The following is a 17,352-nucleotide window of genomic DNA, read 5'->3' on the forward strand; positions in this document are numbered from 1 at the left end:
CTAGAAAAGCAAGATGTTTTTATATTTAAGAATGAGTAGTTTAAGAAAAAATTGACTCCTTTTTAATTTTGATTTATAATAATCATGCAACATCTTAGCTGACAAGATGCTTATCCGGTTTCTGGATTTTTAGTAGACAGCATTTCCGTACCCCTATTATTAGTATAGCAGCCTGCAGAGGCTCGTACGTTTCTGGGCGGTGCGATAATTTTGCCATATAGCCAAGATGTTGCAGCGTGCGGCTCTGCAGGTTTTTCTATCCCAGGCAAGCGCGCTGGCAAATTGGCACTATCTCAGGTTATTTGGGGCAAACTTCTAGAGAACAACGTGCAGTAGTCCTAGATTATTGTACGTTGTTTTTTAAGACATTAAACAATAAGGAAAAAATACCAAAGAAAAATATTGACAAAATTTAAAAAATACAGTAGAATAATCGTACTCAACGGGGTATAGCGCAGTTCGGTTAGCGCACCTGCTTTGGGAGCAGGGGGCCGTAAGTTCGAATCTTACTACCCCGAAATGGAATGTGCCTGTAGCTCAGCTGGATAGAGCATCGGCCTTCTAAGCCGCTGGTCATAGGTTCGATTCCTATCAGGCACGAATTACATATGGTGGATGTAGCTCAGTTGGTTAGAGCACCGGATTGTGGTTCCGGGGGCCGTGGGTTCGAATCCCATTATCCACCCATAAATTTGCGCCCGTAGCTCAGCTGGATAGAGCGCCGGACTTCGAATCCGTAGGTCGCAGGTTCGAATCCTGCCGGGCGTGCAGTATTTGACAAAAAAAAATTATGTGTTATAATAAAAACACATACATGCGAGAGTGGTGAAATTGGTAGACACGCTAGATTTAGGATCTAGTGCCTTAAGGCGTGTGGGTTCGATTCCCACCTTTCGCACGGTACTGACATAAAACATGAATTACATATTGCGGGAGTAGCTCAGTGGTAGAGCATCGCCTTGCCATGGCGAGGGCCGAGGGTTCAAATCCCTTCTCCCGCTCAGAAAAACCGTCCTTATCTCAAGGCAGTTTTTGCAGGTTTTTAGGATAAATAATGAAACAAGTAATTATCATGCGTACCCAATTTCCTTCTATTAACGGCATCCGTAAAGGTAAATTAATCGCTCAAGGAGCTCATGCTTCTGTTACAGCTGTATTTGATGGGCTTTCTCATTCGAATACAGAAAACATGATTAAGCAATGGATACAGCAAGGACAAAAAAAAATTGTTGTTTGCGTGAAAACAGAAACAGAATTACTAGAATTATGGGAAAAAATAAAAAAAACAACACTTCCTAAAGCATTAATACTAGATACCGGTAAAACTGAATTCGGAGAACCAACGTATACTGCTATAGCAATTGGCCCCGGACCAAATAATCAAATAGACCAAATTACTAATACTTTACCTTTATTTTAAGTTTAACCTTGTATATACAATTTTCCCATTAATAATTTTTACTATTATTTTATTTTCGCGTTGTAGAATATCTAAGTATCCTCCTATTTTTTCAGCAGACATACCTGTCATTGCTTGTAAATCATCTAAAGATAAGGAGCGTCTTGCCAAGCTTTCTAAAACAACTGTTTCTATGCTTTTTTGATAATTTAGAATATCATTCCGGTTTTTACACTTACCAATAATCTCTATATTACTTAAACCAGCATCAATAAAACATTGTTTCATGTGCAATAAACTTTCCATACTAGCTGGCTGCAATGTAGACATCGTACCGGCTCTATCTAAACGATTGAGCTGCACGATAGAATATGGAATATTTTTCAATACATCAATAAAACAAGCAATTTCATGATCTGTATCATTTAGTCCTTCAACAACAAAAATTTCAATCCATAATTGTTTATTAGGATATGATAAAAATTTTTCTGCAAATTCTTTCAGGTTTTCACTTACCTTGCTTATATCAAGATTACTAGCTGGTGCATCAATTTTTCTAAAAATATCTTCACTGACTGCATCAAGCGATGGTGCAATAAGATCCGCATCTAATAATTCATTATGCAATGCTTTATCATGCAGCATAATGGAATTCGTCAAAACTGCCAATTTGATATGAGGATATTTTTTTTTCAGAAAAGAAAGCATTTCACCAAGCCGGGCATGAAGTGTAGGTTCACCAGATCCCGAAAAAGTAATAAAATCGGGAGGAATATTACACTCAAGGAAATCGTCAATTTCGGAAAGAATAGATTCAATAGAAATATATTCCTTACGCTCTGTAGTAAAATTGTTAGTAGCCCCACATTCGCAATAAATACAATTCAAAGGGCAAGTTTTGTGCGGAATAGGATCTACTCCCAACGAAATTCCTAAACGTCGTGAAGGTATCGGGCCATAAATATGCTTATACATAATCAAGCATTTTCAAAAAATGAGCGGTATCCTTTGATCATATGAAACAGATCCGCTTTACTGATAATTTCATATGGAGAATGCATTCCGATAACTCCTATACCGCAGTCAATAACCGGAATACCAAAACGCGCTATCAAATGCGCTATTGTTCCACCGCCGCCTTCGTCGACCTTGCCCATTGAGGATGCCTGCCATAAAACACCATTATCATTAAAAATCTTTCTGATCTTAGCCACTAATTCTGCAGAAGCATCAGAACCAGCATATTTTCCACCAGAACCCGTATATTTTTTAATAATGATACCGCAATTGAGAAAAGATGCATTATATTTATCGTGAACAGTAGCATACATAGGATTCAAAAGTGCGCCAACATCTGCAGATAAACAACAAGAATCTTTAAAAGCCCGGCGCAAATCCAGATCAGAATAATGAATTTGTTGTTTAAGGAAAATTTCTCCTATAAATAATGGCAATGCCGGAGATGCCGTCCCTGTAATACCAACCGATCCGATTTCTTCTTTATCTGTGAGATAAACAATACTAGTCCGGGACGGAATATCTTGAATTTGTGTTAACGCCTCAATGGCAGCAAAAGAACATACTCTATCATCATGAGCATAGCCTGCTATCATGCTTCTATCCAATCCCAAATCTCTAGTACGAAAGGCAGGAACTACTTCCAGTTCTGCAGAAATTAAATCTTCCTCAACAATACCAAACTGTTGATAAAGCTCTTGCAAAATCCATGCTTTTACTTTTTCTGTAAACTCCTCATTTTGAATCGGCATCGAACCAACAAATAAATTCAAATTCTCGGCTTCTATACCATCTAATAATTTTTTTTCACCTTGTATTTTGCGTGACAAATGAGGTAATAAATCAGATATAACAAAAACAGGATCATTTTCTTCATCACCTATGCTAATCTCAATTGATGTGCCATCACCACGAATTACAGTCCCATGAATTGCTAATGGAATGTTGAGCCATTGATACTTTTTTATGCCCCCATAATAGTGAGTTTTGAGCATCGCAATACCGAATTCTTCTATTAAAGGTCGGACTTTGAGATCTAAACGAGGGGCATCCAGATGGGCCCCTATAATATTAACACCATTTTTGATAGGCTCACTACCAATAATTGCTAAAAACATATTTTTATTTTCATAAGAAAAAAATACTTTATCTCCTGGCTTTAACTCGGAAAAAGTTTCCAATGCTTTAAAACCGTTATTCTGAGCATAATTCTGCACCCAAGACACAGCTTGACGTTCCGTGCGAACTTCATTGGAAAATGATTTATATAATTCAGCAGCAGCAAAAATTTCAGCAACTTGTTCTTTTGAGGACTCTTCCCAAATATTTTTCGGTTCATACCCATATGGTGACCTATTTTTTGACGGCGGCATAAATAACTCCTGAAAATATTATTATTTCTATGACTTTTGAATATTTTTTAGCTCTAATAAAAAACCTACAAAAGTATAACAAAAAAAGAAAATAAAAGCAACTTTCAAAAGTTATACTTCGAGAGTTTTGAAGTTATGTTTTTCCTGCTCCCGACGACAGTAATGGATATAATATGCTAAACGGTACGCATCTTCCTGAGCCATATTTCGATAGCGAAATACAAACATATTTTTCTTATTATAAATAAGATCCGCATACATACGGACATTAAGACCTTTGAGGTAGAGCAAAAGATTATCAGTCTGCCGCTCAACGTGCAAAGCATGCTGTATTTGATGGTCTTCTATATTAAGAACCACTTTAGAACTGTTGAAACCTAACAAATGGCCGTAACTCCATACATTGATTTTAGGAAGATGGATGCCAACATTTTTTCGATCTTTATCCCGTGAAGAAAGAATACTTTTTTCGGACTGCCGGATCGAATGAGCCAAGAGGCTGAGATATTTAATAATAGTCTCTACAATACTTTCTACATTCTCGGAATAAGGAATCAGTCCTTTAATTCCGAAATTTTTAAGATTTTGTAGATCTTCGGTGGATAAAGTTGGATGATAAAGAAGAAAAATATCTGTATGAGGCACACGTTTTTTGAGCTGCTCGTAAAATTGAGGATTGGTTTCTTCACAGATGAGTATCGCATGCTCATGTCTCGACAACAATGCCGGAATTTCTTCTGCTGCTTCAGCTTCGATAGAAGTAATTTTTCTTCCGGCAAGCGTAACTGCAAGTTGATGAGAAAGTAATCGGTCATAGACCCCTATGATTAGTTTCATTCATGCCTCATGAGAATATAAAAATATCAAGTATTAGACAAGAGAGTCGATACATATATATTATTTCTATTTTCGGAAGTGGCTCTTATACTTCTTAAATATTTGCAAAAAATAAAATTTTATATTAAAATAATCTATTTTAAGAGAGGTCAAACGCATGAAAAAATTAATTCATGTATCTTGTGTATCTATGGCTATTTTTCTTTTTCATATAAAGACAGCTGCTCAAGAAACACAAATTCAGTTTCCCTACCTAAACTTTCACATGCAAATGAATGACAAAATGCAACCTAGCGTATCCTATAATGTACAGACAGATATCGTCGTCGGAGATAAAAGCGGGATTGTTTTCGGTCTTGGTGTAGCAGGTAATGATATTCAAAACTTTCAAGGGTCCATTTCTGACATTATTCAGTTAGATAATTTAAAATTATCTATCAGGCCTGCTTCTGCCTTTGAATTTCATGTTTTTTACGGCCGTTATCAATATCTAGGACAAGATAAAGTTATCCCTCGAGGATTTCAATACTTCCAGACACCTGGAACAGCATATTATGGATACCGAACCATTCGTGGTGCTGGGATGGCCATGGCATTTCCAACACAAGAAGGTCGCTATGAGCCTCAGTTAATCGTCTATTCAGACAATTTTCAAGGTGTTACCTACTTTAATACAGATTCACTTATTAAATTTCGTTTTGAAAAATTCTATATCGATCTTTATTTAGGAGTTGCTGCACCTTCTATTGGTATTGGTACAGCAAGCAGTGGAAAAATAGGATTTCGTTTTGGAACAAGTATTATGACAGCTTTGAGTCCTGCAAATTTTTATTTTGCATTCTATATTCCAGCTCATTATGGAGAAAAATTTTCTTTTGACGATATTTACTTCCGATTTAGTGAACATCTTCTTATAAAAGGTTTTGAACAGACATTTAGTATTATGTCTCTAGATTCCGAATCTGATACAAGTACCAATCCTTTCGTAGGATATAACGGAACTCCAGACCTGAATATCTATTTATCTTTAGGTGGACGAATAAAAAGAATCGGATTTGGTGTTGACTATAGCTTTATCTACGGATTATATCAACAATCTATTAGTATCGGAGCTTTAGATCATTTAAGCCATCGTTTTGGTACTTACGTAGACTTTAAATTCTTCGATCTCACATATAAATTAGGTGTGTTTTATACTCTACCAAATAGTCCTGCGTATACTTCCAGCGTTTCAAAACCAGGAGATATAGGATTTTATATCAGTATTTTTGGTGATGCATAAAATACAAATATAAAAAATAAAAGCACTTTTTAATCTTAAAAAGTGCTTTTATTTTTTACTCTATGGTTAAAACTCTAATACTATTAGTAGTACCAGACGTATAAATTTTCCTTCCATAAGACAAGACTACACGATCACCTTTACTTAATTTAAAAATTTCTTGAGCTTTTTGAAGAGCAAAATCAGCAAAATCTTCATGATCGGAAAGATAAGGATTAGCAACTTCTGAATATACTCCTCTCAACAAAAGCAGCTGTCTGGCCACTAATTCGTTATCAGCTATAGCGAGTACAGGAATTTGAGGGAAATATTGCCGGACAGCAGCAGCAGCTCTCCCTGTATGTGTGCCTAAAACAATAACTTTAGCACTACAAGCAAGCGCAACTTCTACTGTACCACGCGCAATTGCTTCTGCAATATTAACTTGTTCTTCAAAATTAGCATGGATAGGCTCGATTAGGGGATCCACTTCTCGAGCTATATTTTGCATCACTTTAACTGCTTCAACAGGAAATGCTCCTTTTGCAGTTTCTCCTGATAACATTACTGCATCTGTACCATCAAAAATAGCATTAGCGATATCAGTAATTTCAGCCCGTGTAGGTCTAGGGTTTCTTATCATTGATTCTAACATTTGAGTTGCTGTAATTACAGGTTTACCCACCTGATTGCACAATGCAATCATCTCCTTTTGAGCTAAAGGTATTTTTTCAATTGGAATTTCAACACCCAGATCGCCACGAGCAACCATAATTCCATCAGAAATTTCTAAAATTTCTTCAAAATTATCTAATCCTTCTTGATTTTCAATTTTAGAAATTATTTTTATGTTGGTACCGCCATTTTTCTCTAGTATATCTTTTACTTCCTTGACATCAGACATCTTACGGATGAAAGAAGCAGCTACAAAATCAACTCCCATACGGCATCCAAATTCCAAATCTTCAATATCGTTTTCGGCAAGAGCGGGCAAATTTACTGCCACATTAGGAAGATTAACACCCTTTCTTTCACCTAAGATACCATTATTCAAGACTCGTGAAATTACATTATTGCCTTTAATTTTTTCTACTACCATCTCGATTAATCCGTCATCAATCAAAATAATATCACCTAACTTCAAATCTTGAACAAAATTTTCATAGGTAACCGATACTTTAGTATTATCGCCAACAATATCATCTGTCGTAATAACGAATTCTTGCCCAGCAACTAATGTTACTTCCTTACCATCTTTCAGATTTCTTGTGCGAATTTCCGGCCCTTTAGTATCCAACAGAACAGCCACAGGAATACCTGTTTCTTTAGATGCCTGACGTACTAATTCTATACGTTTTTTGTGCTCATCATGACTCCCATGAGAAAAATTCATACGAGCAACGTTCATTCCTGCTTTTAGCAAGCCGGATAAAATATTAATATCATCAACAGCTGGCCCCATAGTGCATACAATTTTTGTCTTTTTCATTGCAACCTCTTTTTTATATTTTAAATAAACGTAATTTCTGTTCTAATGTCAGTGGTGGTAGATTTTTTTCACGAGCTAAAACAGCAATTCCTTCAACTTGGCTTTGACTATCCAAAATAGGAATAATAAAAATTTCGGAAATATCACCTAAAATACTGTCCGAAAACAAACTATGAATATATTCTGAATTTTCAAGAGCTCCTGATATTATCAGTGCTTTTCCTTGAGATAGAAAATCTTGAAAAACAGGATCTGTCTGCGCAATGATAAATTCTTTGCCAAAATCTACTGCATTCTGAAATATACATAAGCCATCACTTAATGATGCTAATGCTTGATGAGAAATATCAAATTCTTTACCCACTTTCTGCAAATGATTGCTAAATCTTTGTATTGGTGTTAACAGATTGTTTTGATTTTCTGTATCCACAGGCATTGTAAAATCAGAAATATTAAAAACTGTTTCTGAATCATCTTTGAAATCAGGTAAATCAGTATTTTCTTGTTTTAAGAATTGGGATTCCGATGCCAGATATTCCTCTAAAACATCCACTGATTCAGAAGGTTCAGGGATGCTTATGTCTAAAGAATCATTTTCTGCTATTTCGTTAGGAATGGTAAATTCATTCTCGACATCATGATATAAAATGTCATTTTTTTCACTTTTTTCAAATTCTGATTCATCAAAATGAACATTTCCAAATTTTGTTCCATTATCAATCATCTGAAAAGCAACCTCCTGTGGATATGTATTTCCGTTATTAATATCTTTAATTAGCTGTGAAATATCACTATCCTGAGAACTATCATTATTTAATGATTTTTTCTCATAAAAAAGCTTCCATAATAAAAATACCAATAAAAAAATAAAAAGTGTAGATAAAACAGGGGGAATATAAAAATCATTTCCAACAAAATAAACAATACTCCCCAAAAACGGCATATTAAGTTTAAATCCAGTAACAGGTCCCGTCGAATTATTAGGATCTACAGCCATCACTTGTTCGTAAGAAACCCGGCTATTATCAGTAATTATTAACCAGGAATCCATTTTTTTCCTCTTTACAAAATAACGGGAAATATCCAAACCATGAAACATAATTGTTGCAGGAAACTCAAACATTATATATCCCTTATCCACAGAATTCAACGTATAAGGATTTTCATAGAACCCCAAAGCTACCAATACATCCCTATTAGGGAGAAAAAATATAAAGTTTGTTTTGATAGAGCGTGCTAATTCTAATATATGCGGAGTCATTATATTTCCAGCATCAGATATTCCATCAGTAGATAGGATTATTTTGCCTGAAGAATCAGTTAATCGAATCCTTTGAATTTTATTAGATATAATATCCGGTACTATAATTCTTTGATTTGCAAATATTTCTCCCAAATATGCTGCATTAGTAAATTGGTAGATATCTGAGGTACTTGTTTTAATATTTTGAGCTATTATATTAGCTTTTTTTAAGGCTTTTCTAGAAAAATGAAATTGACGTTCCCAAGAAACAATATAAGATTGTGTGATAAATTGAACACCTAAGAGTACTAAAATTAAAAATACAACAACCAATAACAATTTTTTACGCATAGACATCATTCTCCTAAAAATGATAGGATATTATAGCTGGAAATTTAAAAACAATCTACTTTTTTTTAAAATTTAATCCCTCCAATAAATAATGGAGGGATTAAACTAAATTGTATCAGAAAAATTCATTTCTGCTAATCGCTTGTAATGTCGATAGAGATGTTTAGCTTGAGATTCGGCTTCATCAAACAATTCTTTTGCACGTTGCGGAAATTCTCTTCCAAGTGCACTAAAACGAATTTCATGCCCTATAAATTGCTTAAATAATTCAAAATTTGGCTCTTTGGAATCCAATTGAAAGGGATTTTTACCTTCTAATTCTAATAAAGGATTATAACGCCACAAATGCCAGTATCCTGAATCTACAGCCAATTTTTCCTCCGCTTGCGCATCTTTTAAGCCTCCTTTAATACCATGCGCTATACAAGGTGAATATGCAATCACTAATGAAGGACCAGGATATGCCTCTGCCTCCTGCAAAACTTTAAGTGTATGAGCTTTATTAGCACCCATAGCAATCTGAGCCACATAAACATGCCCATAAGTTGCCATCATAAGACCTAAATTTTTCTTACGACCATCTTTACCAGAACGAGCAAATTGTGCCTGAGCTCCTAAAGGTGTTGATTTTGATGCCTGACCACCAGTATTTGAATAAACTTCTGTATCAACTACTAACATATTAACATTTTCATGCAGGGATAAAACATGATCCACCCCCTGAAAACCAATATCATAAGCCCATCCATCGCCACCAAAAATCCACATCGAAGGTTTGACTAGAAAGTCTTCAAGTTTTTCAATTTCTTTCGCAATCTCAGAATTTTCTGATTTTAAACACTCTTGTAATTTTGCCGTAACTTCACGTGTTTTTTGATCATCATCTCTAAAATCAAGCCATTCTTGAAATACTGCTTTTGCTCTCGGTGAAACCAAATCTTCTGATATAGCATTTTCAACAAGTGCTACCGCTCGAGCACGGATTTTACCACGTGCTACATGCATTCCCAAACCAAATTCAGCATTATCTTCAAACAAAGAATTTGCCCATGAAGGTCCATGACCTTCGTCGTTAGCAGTGTATGGAGATGAAGGCATCGAAGCTCCATAAATTGACGTACATCCTGTTGTATTTGCTATCATCATGCGATCACCAAATAATTGCGTCACCAATTTTAAATATGGTGTTTCACCACATCCAGGACACGCAGAATGAAATTCAAATAGAGGTGTTTCAAACTGTACCGCTTTGGCATTATTTTTACCAAAAGGATTTTTCGGCTTGACATGCTTAAAGAGCCAATCATAATTAATTTGTTCTTTTTCCTGAGTCGCAATTTCCTTCATTTGCAGGGCTTTGACTCCTCCTTTTCCAGGACAAACTTCAACACAAGCTGAACAACCCGTACAATCCGCCACCGAAACAGAAATACGATAATCTAAATCAGTCGCACCAACAGCTGCTAAAGTTTGCATCGCAGGCATTGTTTGTTTTTCTTCAGCATTAATTAAAAATGGGCGAATAACAGCATGAGGACATACAAAAGCACACTGATTACATTGAATACAGTTATCTTCTATCCATTCAGGAACAATATCGGAAACATAACGTTTTTCATATTTGGTAGTACCAGCAACCATCGTACCGTCCGCATAATCACTGAAAGCACTTACTGGTAAAGAATCTCCATTCAAGCTGTTGACTGCTGAAGCAATAATTTTAACAAAATCAGGAGCATTTTCATTCACCAACATATCAAAACTACCATCGAGATCTTTCCACTCAGGCTTGGGTTCAATTTTAATAAGATCACTGACACCTCTATCAATAGCATCATAATTCAATTTGACAATATCATCACCTTTACGTCCGTAAGCTTTTTTGACACTGGCTTTCATATATTCAACTGCTTCTGCATAAGGGATAACTTCCGATAATTTAAAAAAGGCAGCTTGTAATATAGTATTAGAACGCCGCCCCAGTCCTACTTCACGAGCTACTCGAGTTGCATCAATAATGTAAAAATTAATATTATGTTCAGCAATATACTTTTTAAGATGATTGGGCATTTTTTCATCAATTTCTTCCGGAGTCCAAGATGTGTTCAATAAAAAAATACCGCCATCTCGAAGCCCTTTAAGCATGTCATATTTGTAGACATAAGAAGGTAGGGAGCATCCCACAAAATGCGGTGTCTCCACAAGATAAGGCATCCTAATAGGATTTTTTCCAAAACGAAGATGCGAAACCGTATAGCCACCGCTTTTTTTAGAATCATAATCAAAATAGGCCTGTACATTAAGATCTGTATTATCTCCAATAATACTAATAGAACTCTTATTAGCACTGACTGTACCATCAGATCCTATACCGTAAAATTTACACTCTATAATACCATCAGGAACAATATCTATTTCTTCTATAATCGGCAATGATAAGAAAGTAACATCATCTACGATCCCGATAGTAAAACGATTTTTAGGTTCCGTTTGATCAAGATTTTCGTAAACAGCGACAATTTGCTGCGGCGTTGTATCTTTTGATGACAACCCATAACGTCCTCCAACGATCAAAGGAGCATTTGCCTGATCATATAAAGCAGAACGTACATCCAAGTATAAAGGTTCACCAATTGAACCATTTTCTTTAGTACGATCAAGCACAGCAATTTTTTTCACAGTTTTCGGAATGGCATTAAGAAATGCAGCAGTTGGAAATGGTCTATAAAGGTGCACACCAACAACCCCTACTTTCTGCCCTTGTTTGCTTAAATAATCAATAGTTGATTTAATAGTGTCCACCACAGATCCCATTGCAACAATAATTTTCTCTGCATCTTCTGCACCATAATATTCTACGGTAGACAATTTACGCCCTGTAACTGCTGAAACTTGCTCCATAACTTCTTCAACAAGTGCCGGTAAATTATCATAATAAGAATTACTAGCTTCTCTGGCCTGAAAGAAAATATCCGGAGTTTGAGCTGATCCTCGGGTTACAGGATGATTCGGACTCAGCGCACGACCACGGAATTCCTCTAGTGCTTTGAAATCATATAGTTTTTTAAAATCTTCATTTTCTAAAACTTTAATCTTTTGAATTTCATGGGAAATCCTATATCCTTCAAAAAAATGGACAAAAGGTACTCGTGACTTGATAGTAACAAGATGTGCAACTAAAGCATGATCATGGGCTTCTTGCACATTATTCGATGCTAACAATGCAAAACCTGTTTGACGGCATGCCATAACATCACTATGATCACCATAAATAGATAAAGCATGAGTAGCTACAGTTCGTGCAGCAACATGAAACACAGCAGGCAACAATTCCCCCGCCATTTTATACATATTTGGAATCATCAGTAAGAGACCTTGAGATGCAGTAAAAGTCGATGTTAACGCCCCGGCTTGTAAAGAGCCATGTACAGCACCAGCAGCACCGGCTTCGGATTCCATTTCTATCACACGAACAGTATCCCCAAAAATATTTTGATTCCCCATTGCAGACCATGTATCACATAATTCTGCCATAGGTGTCGACGGACTGATCGGATAAATAGCAGCTATTTCGCTGAAAGCATAGGCTACATAGGCAGCAGCCATATTTCCGTCCATTGTCATCATTTTACTGGGCATAAGCGCCTCCTATAACTATAGTTTTAATCACAAAATTAAAAATTTTCCCGTCCTTTAAAAGCCTCAGCTAAACTTCTTTTCCCTGCAAAGCGTATGCTAGTACCAACAGAAAGTCCCCTAGCTAAACTTGTTACTTTTATATTCTGATCAACTAATAACTCTTTGATATACATTGCTGTCACGTCAGCTTCTGTTGTGGTACCAAGTGCAATAATAATTTCTTTAATCTCTTGCTCTCGGACTATATTTTTTAGTTTATCAAACGGTAGATCAGAAATTGTTTTTCCTTCTAACGGTGAAATAACACCACCTAAAATAAAATACTTCCCCTTATAAGCTCCTGAAGCCTCAATATCCAGAATATCCAATTGCGCTTCAACAATACAAATACTCAAAGCATCACGAGTAGGATCCGAGCAAAACTCACAATAAGTATTACCCGATTCTATAAAATAGCCACAAAAATCACAAATATCAATAGAATTTTGTAAATTTGTTAAAATGCTACCTAATTCAGGAGCAAGACCTCTACCATCTGTTACAAACCATACTGCTAATTTTTCGGCACTTTTAGGGCCAATATGAGGCATTTTTCCTAATAGTTTTGCCAACTTAAGAATAGGCAACGGAAGCATAAATTATTTCCCAGGCTGAAGCAGAGATGCTAATGGAGAATTTTTAAAATTCTTTTTCTGAATTCCTTCTAATTCTTTTATAGCTGCTTTCATAGCATCTTTAACATACTTCGCTAAATCGTCTTTATTGAGCTTCATTGCTTCATCAGAGAATTCTAAATGCTTAATTGACCGCTCGCCATCTATTGTAATTTTCACATAATCTTTTTTAGAAGATGCTCTTATGCGCATTGCTTCTAATTCTTTCTTATAAGAATTCATTTGTTCGCGCATTTTCATCATATCTTTTATATTATCAAAAGGTCCCATGATCATTCTCCTTATTTTTATGAAATATCAAACAATTGACGGATAATATTTTCTGCACTGTTCGGATCGGAAGTTGACATACTATCAGGCTTATTCTCTTTAACAGGCTGAGGTTTAATATCCTCCTGCATACGTGTTGATAAATTTGTATTAACAGCCATTGTATTGCTTAATGATTCTTTAACCGGTATAGGCTTGTGATTTAAAATACGAAATATTTCCTGTCTTAATTCACTTAATGAAATTCTATTTCTAAAGTCCACCATTTTTAATAATGTGCTTTCTATCCAAAAACGTTCTCCCGATTCTTTTCTTAGAGTATCGTATAACTCTAACGCAAGATCTAACAATGTCAGTATATTTTTTTCGGAACACTCAGCAAATGTTTCCTGAAGTACTACACACATCTCTGGACTAAAATCTAATAAAGCTGATCCTATCGGTACTTTCTTTACCAACAATGCATTGCGCAAAAACTTTACTAAATTCTCTGCAAACGATATTCCACCACCAACTTCTGCTAAGTAAGTGTTTAATTGCTCTAGTATTGCAACAATATCTGCCCCTAAAACTGCTTTTATGATTTGCAGAAAATATAATATGTCAGGAATTCCTAAAATTTCTCTGACAGCTTCAAGAGTAAGATTACCTTGAGAATAAAGAGCTACTTGATCAAAAATTGTTTGAGAATCACGCATAGATCCATCACCAGCACGTGCAATTTCTTCTAAGGCAGATAATTGAAATTCATAGCCTTCAGCAATAGAAATCTGAGAAAGCCTTTCAACTACGACTTCAAGAGGTATCTTTTTTAAGATATAATGTTGGCAGCGAGAACGGATAGTTGGTAAAATTTTACTTGATTCTGTAGTTGCAAGCATAAAAATAACATGCATAGGAGGTTCTTCCAACACTTTAAGCAAGGCATTAGAAGCTTCCTTTGTAAGCATATGAACTTCATCAATAATAAAAATTTTATATTTAAGCGATAGAGGAGTATAAACAGCATTATCTCTGATTTCACGAATTTGTTCAATACCTCTATTTGATGCTCCGTCTATCTCTCGTACATCCAATGATTGGCCAGAAGCAATTTCAATACATGCTGGACATTGCCCACAAACTTTGGGACTCTCTACACAATTCAATACTTTTGCTAAAATACGTGCAGTACTTGTCTTACCTACCCCTCTAGGCCCTGAAAACAAATATGCATGAGATAACCTGCTGCTCAGCACGGCATTCGATAACGCTGTGACAACATGTTCTTGACCAATAACTTGACTAAAATCTTGAGGACGCCATTTACGGGCTGTCACTTGGTAACCGGACATAATACACCCATTTAAATTTCAATATATTATCGATTATTTATTTGAAAAATTCAATCTTTTCTTTTATTTATTTAACAACTCTTCTAGAGAGCGTATTACCGGCTTTTGCACAAAATGTGTATGTAATAAATGATGAGCCCATTCACCAAGTGGTTTATCAATACATTCTCTGCACATTTGCTGGATCATAGGATTGGTATGAGAACGTCGCCTTTTGGAATTTTTATCATCCACTATAAAGATCAGCAATATGCTTTTGACGTGCAATTTCGGAATCCGCAACATAAGGTTGCCCACCGCCACCAATACATCCTCCGTAACACGCCATTATTTTATTAAATCATAAAGAAGTGGTTCACCTTTGGCTTTTGCATCCTCAACTTCATTGAGTATGGCCTTAACATTCTGAATGCCGTGTACAACTGCAACACGTACTTCTCGATCTTTTATGTTGATAGTGACTACCTTATTCTTTACAAGTCCTCGTGCTTCTTGAAATTCAACAGCTGAATCAGGCAAATCTTCATTAAAAATATAATAATATGCTGTCCGTAATGCAGATTCCAGAACCCCTCCTGTTACACCAAAAATGGGTCCAGTCCCTGAATATTCACCCATTAATTGATCTGCTTCTTCCTCAGGAAGATTGAGAAAATCAATACCTAATTCACGAACCATACGTGCTAATTCTCTAGTAGTAATCACAATATCAACATCAACATACCCATTGACAAACATATCTTTGTGACACCCAATTTCATATTTCTTAGATGTACAAGGCATCACAGAAACAACATGAACCTTAGCCGGATCAATATTTTCACGTTCTGCATAGTAAGATTTGACCATTGCCCCAAACATCTGATGCGAAGATTTAGACGAAGATAAATTTTCTATAGTATTGGAATAATATTTTTCACAGTAGTCCACCCAAGACGGGCAACAACTGGTAATAACAGGAAGTTTTTGGGGTTCATTCACAAATCGATGGGTAAATTCTGGCACTTCTTCCATAATGGTAATATCAGCACCAAAATTGGTATCAAAAATTTTATCGAATCCCAAACACCGTAGCACCGCATAAATTTTGCCGGTTACCAAAGTACCTGCTTTCAGCCCAAATTCTTCTCCAAAAGCTACCCTAACTGCCGGCGCAATTTGTACAACTGTATGGATTTCAGGATCATCTAGTGTTTCCCAAACTCCATGGATATGATCTTTTTCATAAGTACCTGCTACCGGACAATGTGCTGTACATCCACACTTAACACATGGAGTTTCTTCTAAAGTTAGTCCTCCAATAGCACGGATCTGAGTCGTATGTTCCATATCACCAACTTCTAACGCCTCAATTTGTTGCAATACCTTACAAGCCACCACACAATACCCACATTTTATACATTTATTGGGATTAATATGAATAGAAATACTACTGCTATCATGTTCAACATTCATAGGCTTTGAAATATATGGAATTTCCCTAATATTCACTTTTGCCACAAGTGCTTGAAGTTCGCACCGTGTATTTCGGATGCAAGCAAGACATTCTAAAGGATGGTTTGCTAAAATCAATTGAAGAGCTGTTTTACGGGCTTTTTTGCATTCTTTGTCTTCCGTAGAAATATCCATTCCAGGAGCAGTTTTCATAAGACACGAACGAAATACTTTTCCAGTTGCATCATTTTTGACGATGCAAAGGCCCCTGGATCCAACCCCCGAAGTCCCGGCTCGATAAAAATCTGCATGATAAAACATAAACGCGGAATTTCTATACCAGCTGCATCAGCCGCTGCAATAACAGGAACTCCTTTTTGTGTCTGAATTTGGCGTCCATTAATAGTGATATTATTAATTCTTCTTTATCTTTTATTTCTTCTGCCATAGCATTTTCCTCAACTAAATACTATCGCTCTCTGTGGGAAAACAGCCACACATGCATCGCAGCGGTAGCATTTTTCCTGATTAATTATATGTACGCCCTTGTCCACCTGATATCGCCTTTACTGAACAAACAAGCACACACCGTACAGTTTCTTCATGAGCACATACATCACATGGATTAGTGTTTATTTCAAACTTAGGCAACTCCATAAATAGATGTACAGAATCTTTTTATTAATCATTGCATGAATATCTTCTTTAAAATATTTTAATACAGACTGCACCAAATAAGGTGAAACCAAACCCAAACGGCACAAACTGGATGTCAACATCAAATGATTAATTTCTTCTAGACGCTCGATATCATGATGTGTAGCCTAACCTTCTACAAACTTATGCAAAAGCAGATTCCATTCTTTAGTACCATAACCACAAGGCACACACTTCCCGCAAAACTCAAGAGAACAAATTTCTGCATATTTTTTTTTAAAATATCTATTGTTGTCCCCGGCTCAGGCAACCGGACATCATAAGGAACACTAGTACTACGAACCGTTACAGCTATTTTTCCTCTTATTTATTGA

Annotated in this window: 14 protein-coding genes, 6 tRNA genes and 2 pseudogenes; 8 read left to right on the top strand and 14 right to left on the bottom strand. The window is 36.0% G+C overall.

Annotation, left to right across the window (positions count from 1 at the left end):
- Positions 1–110: 110 nt before the first annotated feature.
- A complete protein-coding gene (locus BM018_RS07815; RefSeq protein ID WP_159428163.1) occupies positions 111–269 on the bottom strand; it encodes a hypothetical protein in 159 nt (52 codons plus the stop codon).
- Positions 270–443: 174 nt separating this feature from the next.
- Here BM018_RS07815 and BM018_RS04610 point away from each other — a divergent pair.
- From BM018_RS04610 to pth2, 7 genes are all read left to right on the top strand, one after another.
- Positions 444–518: transfer RNA gene (locus BM018_RS04610), tRNA-Pro, on the top strand.
- An 8-nt stretch (positions 519–526) separates the two neighbouring features.
- Positions 527–600 (top strand) — tRNA-Arg (locus BM018_RS04615).
- 11 nt (positions 601–611) lie between these two features.
- Positions 612–685 (top strand) — tRNA-His (locus BM018_RS04620).
- A 9-nt stretch (positions 686–694) separates the two neighbouring features.
- Positions 695–768: transfer RNA gene (locus tag BM018_RS04625), tRNA-Arg, on the top strand.
- Positions 769–816: 48 nt separating this feature from the next.
- A tRNA-Leu gene (locus BM018_RS04630) sits at positions 817–898 on the top strand.
- Positions 899–929: 31 nt separating this feature from the next.
- Positions 930–1,001: transfer RNA gene (locus tag BM018_RS04635), tRNA-Gly, on the top strand.
- A gap of 53 nt (positions 1,002–1,054) precedes the next feature.
- Positions 1,055–1,420: an aminoacyl-tRNA hydrolase gene (pth2, locus tag BM018_RS04640; protein ID WP_092319105.1), complete on the top strand. Its 366-nt coding sequence runs from the start codon at positions 1,055–1,057 to the stop codon at positions 1,418–1,420.
- Here the strand turns inward: pth2 and BM018_RS04645 are convergent.
- The 3 genes from BM018_RS04645 to BM018_RS04655 all read right to left on the bottom strand — a co-directional run bounded on the left by BM018_RS04645 (position 1,412) and on the right by BM018_RS04655 (position 4,626).
- Positions 1,412–2,374 carry a radical SAM protein gene (locus tag BM018_RS04645; protein WP_092319108.1) on the bottom strand — a complete coding sequence of 321 codons (963 nt, stop codon included), beginning with the start codon at positions 2,372–2,374 and terminating at the stop codon, positions 1,412–1,414. The two genes, pth2 and BM018_RS04645, sit on opposite strands and share 9 nt — an antisense overlap.
- 2 nt (positions 2,375–2,376) lie before the next feature.
- Positions 2,377–3,789, bottom strand: a complete 1,413-nt coding sequence (locus BM018_RS04650) for an aminopeptidase (RefSeq protein WP_092319110.1) — start codon at positions 3,787–3,789, stop codon at positions 2,377–2,379.
- Between the two features lie 111 nt (positions 3,790–3,900).
- Positions 3,901–4,626, bottom strand: coding sequence for a hypothetical protein (locus BM018_RS04655; RefSeq protein WP_092319112.1), 726 nt, complete (start codon positions 4,624–4,626; stop codon positions 3,901–3,903).
- Between the two features lie 157 nt (positions 4,627–4,783).
- On the opposite strand from BM018_RS04655, the gene BM018_RS04660 reads away from it, so the two are divergent.
- Positions 4,784–5,908 carry a hypothetical protein gene (locus BM018_RS04660; RefSeq protein ID WP_092319114.1) on the top strand — a complete coding sequence of 375 codons (1,125 nt, stop codon included), beginning with the start codon at positions 4,784–4,786 and terminating at the stop codon, positions 5,906–5,908.
- Positions 5,909–5,963: 55 nt separating this feature from the next.
- On the opposite strand, the gene pyk is transcribed toward BM018_RS04660, so the two are convergent.
- The 10 genes and pseudogenes from pyk to BM018_RS08295 form a co-directional block, all read right to left on the bottom strand.
- Positions 5,964–7,376 carry a pyruvate kinase gene (gene pyk, locus BM018_RS04665; protein WP_092319116.1) on the bottom strand — a complete coding sequence of 471 codons (1,413 nt, stop codon included), beginning with the start codon at positions 7,374–7,376 and terminating at the stop codon, positions 5,964–5,966.
- A gap of 13 nt (positions 7,377–7,389) precedes the next feature.
- The gene (locus BM018_RS04670) at positions 7,390–8,970 is read right to left on the bottom strand and encodes a hypothetical protein (protein WP_143280417.1); all 1,581 of its coding nucleotides are present in this window, start codon (positions 8,968–8,970) and stop codon (positions 7,390–7,392) included.
- Positions 8,971–9,075: 105 nt separating this feature from the next.
- Positions 9,076–12,609: a pyruvate:ferredoxin (flavodoxin) oxidoreductase gene (gene nifJ, locus BM018_RS04675; protein ID WP_092319120.1), complete on the bottom strand. Its 3,534-nt coding sequence runs from the start codon at positions 12,607–12,609 to the stop codon at positions 9,076–9,078.
- Positions 12,610–12,644: 35 nt separating this feature from the next.
- Positions 12,645–13,244 (bottom strand): recombination mediator RecR, encoded by a 600-nt coding sequence (gene recR, locus BM018_RS04680; protein ID WP_092319122.1) that lies wholly within the window; start codon positions 13,242–13,244, stop codon positions 12,645–12,647.
- 3 nt (positions 13,245–13,247) lie between these two features.
- Positions 13,248–13,553 (bottom strand): YbaB/EbfC family nucleoid-associated protein, encoded by a 306-nt coding sequence (locus tag BM018_RS04685; RefSeq protein WP_159428180.1) that lies wholly within the window; start codon positions 13,551–13,553, stop codon positions 13,248–13,250.
- 17 nt (positions 13,554–13,570) lie between these two features.
- On the bottom strand, positions 13,571–14,887 hold the full coding sequence (dnaX, locus tag BM018_RS04690) for a DNA polymerase III subunit gamma/tau (RefSeq protein WP_092319126.1): 1,317 nt from the start codon (positions 14,885–14,887) through the stop codon (positions 13,571–13,573).
- A 63-nt stretch (positions 14,888–14,950) separates the two neighbouring features.
- Positions 14,951–15,076 (bottom strand): iron hydrogenase small subunit, encoded by a 126-nt coding sequence (locus BM018_RS08285; protein ID WP_407640965.1) that lies wholly within the window; start codon positions 15,074–15,076, stop codon positions 14,951–14,953.
- 138 nt (positions 15,077–15,214) lie between these two features.
- Positions 15,215–16,642: a [FeFe] hydrogenase, group A gene (locus tag BM018_RS04695; RefSeq protein ID WP_200778568.1), complete on the bottom strand. Its 1,428-nt coding sequence runs from the start codon at positions 16,640–16,642 to the stop codon at positions 15,215–15,217.
- A gap of 38 nt (positions 16,643–16,680) precedes the next feature.
- Positions 16,681–16,740 (bottom strand): annotated as a pseudogene (locus BM018_RS08290) (hypothetical protein); the annotation flags it as partial.
- A 213-nt stretch (positions 16,741–16,953) separates the two neighbouring features.
- Positions 16,954–17,241: pseudogene (locus BM018_RS08295) on the bottom strand (NADH-ubiquinone oxidoreductase-F iron-sulfur binding region domain-containing protein); the annotation flags it as partial.
- Positions 17,242–17,352 lie beyond the last annotated feature (111 nt).

It is taken from the genome of Brevinema andersonii (genome assembly GCF_900112165.1).
Classification (GTDB): domain Bacteria; phylum Spirochaetota; class Brevinematia; order Brevinematales; family Brevinemataceae; genus Brevinema; species Brevinema andersonii.

Excerpts from the sequence above, each read along its gene's own strand:
- BM018_RS04685 (WP_159428180.1), bottom strand. The coding sequence starts at position 13,553 with ATGGGACCTTTTGATAATATAAAAGATATGATGAAAATGCGCGAACAA.
- BM018_RS08285 (WP_407640965.1), bottom strand. The coding sequence starts at position 15,076 with ATGATCCAGCAAATGTGCAGAGAATGTATTGATAAACCACTTGGTGAA.
- pyk (WP_092319116.1), bottom strand. The coding sequence starts at position 7,376 with ATGAAAAAGACAAAAATTGTATGCACTATGGGGCCAGCTGTTGATGAT.
- BM018_RS04645 (WP_092319108.1), bottom strand. The coding sequence starts at position 2,374 with ATGTATAAGCATATTTATGGCCCGATACCTTCACGACGTTTAGGAATT.
- recR (WP_092319122.1), bottom strand. The coding sequence starts at position 13,244 with ATGCTTCCGTTGCCTATTCTTAAGTTGGCAAAACTATTAGGAAAAATG.
- BM018_RS04655 (WP_092319112.1), bottom strand. The coding sequence starts at position 4,626 with ATGAAACTAATCATAGGGGTCTATGACCGATTACTTTCTCATCAACTT.
- BM018_RS04660 (WP_092319114.1), top strand. The coding sequence starts at position 4,784 with ATGAAAAAATTAATTCATGTATCTTGTGTATCTATGGCTATTTTTCTT.
- BM018_RS04650 (WP_092319110.1), bottom strand. The coding sequence starts at position 3,789 with ATGCCGCCGTCAAAAAATAGGTCACCATATGGGTATGAACCGAAAAAT.
- dnaX (WP_092319126.1), bottom strand. The coding sequence starts at position 14,887 with ATGTCCGGTTACCAAGTGACAGCCCGTAAATGGCGTCCTCAAGATTTT.
- pth2 (WP_092319105.1), top strand. The coding sequence starts at position 1,055 with ATGAAACAAGTAATTATCATGCGTACCCAATTTCCTTCTATTAACGGC.
- nifJ (WP_092319120.1), bottom strand. The coding sequence starts at position 12,609 with ATGCCCAGTAAAATGATGACAATGGACGGAAATATGGCTGCTGCCTAT.
- BM018_RS04695 (WP_200778568.1), bottom strand. The coding sequence starts at position 16,642 with ATGTTTTATCATGCAGATTTTTATCGAGCCGGGACTTCGGGGGTTGGA.
- BM018_RS04670 (WP_143280417.1), bottom strand. The coding sequence starts at position 8,970 with ATGCGTAAAAAATTGTTATTGGTTGTTGTATTTTTAATTTTAGTACTC.